Below are 921 nucleotides of genomic sequence, written 5' to 3' on the forward strand. Positions count from 1 at the left end.
GCTATAGTCAGTTCAAAACAAAAGTGTTATGGCTAGGACAAACATCATAAAATAATTTGGATAAGTCGTTTTCCATCCACCCTTGGCGTAGAAACTTCACTTGAGCCCATTTTTTCTCAATAGGGTTCAAGTCTGGGCTGTACGGCGGCAGCCATAGGATACGATGACCATGCCTGTTCAGTAATTTTTGGATACGTCTACTTTTATGAAACCGAGCGTTATCCATGACAATCACGCATTTGGTTTTAAGGCTTGGGATTAGGGTGTGTTTGCACCAATCGTAGAATATGCCGCTGTTAATGTTGTGTTCAAAGTAATCCAGTGCAAATAGCATCTTTTCATATAGAGCCCCAATGACGTTGGTTCGCTTTTTACCTTGCCAGTTGTAGCTGTCGATACAGGGTTTGCCTATCAGTGCATAACCATGAGGACGAATGGTCTGGCTTTCAAAACCGCTTTCGTCCATATACACAATGGGATAACCTTGCTGTTTAAAGTTATCAAGCTTACTCTGATACGCCGCTCTTTTTATTGGACATGCTTTTGGATGCTCTAAGGTCTTTTTTTTGACTGATGCCTAGGCGTTTTAAAGCCTCACAAATGGCTGGGGCAGTACAGTTGAACCGTCTTGCTCTCTCATAGTGATAGTCATCAGGGTAACGCTCAACGTCTTTGCGTAGTGCATCATCCGGTATTTTTGATGGCGTAACATTGCGAGTGCTCTTACTATGCAGCCGTTTCTTCCACTTTTGAATAGTGGTTGGACTAATGTCATAAAAAGAGGCTGCCTCGGCAAAGGTCATGCCATCTGCTAAGCTTTTAAGAACTTGTTTGCGATAATCTAGTGAGTAAGTCATGATAATTGAGTATATCTGTTGAGATGTTTTATCTTATAACATTTTTATATTTAATACACTATAC

2 protein-coding genes are annotated in these 921 nt (G+C 40.9%); both read right to left on the reverse strand.

Going from position 1 to position 921, the window contains the following annotated elements:
* Positions 1-7: 7 nt before the first annotated feature.
* The gene (locus tag AAEY80_RS14240; protein ID WP_156915621.1) at positions 8-532 is read right to left on the reverse strand and encodes an IS630 family transposase; all 525 of its coding nucleotides are present in this window, start codon (positions 530-532) and stop codon (positions 8-10) included.
* Positions 507-857, reverse strand: a complete 351-nt coding sequence (locus tag AAEY80_RS14245; RefSeq protein ID WP_201541006.1) for an IS630 transposase-related protein — start codon at positions 855-857, stop codon at positions 507-509. Before AAEY80_RS14245 ends, AAEY80_RS14240 begins: the two co-directional genes overlap by 26 nt.
* Positions 858-921: the final 64 nt, after the last annotated feature.

This window comes from Psychrobacter sp. 78a-MNA-CIBAN-0178 (genome assembly GCF_040309625.1).
In the GTDB taxonomy this organism is placed as follows: domain Bacteria; phylum Pseudomonadota; class Gammaproteobacteria; order Pseudomonadales; family Moraxellaceae; genus Psychrobacter; species Psychrobacter okhotskensis.

Bases quoted from the DNA above. Each gene is read 5' to 3' on its own strand.
- AAEY80_RS14245 (WP_201541006.1), bottom strand. From the start codon at position 857: ATGACTTACTCACTAGATTATCGCAAACAAGTTCTTAAAAGCTTAGCA.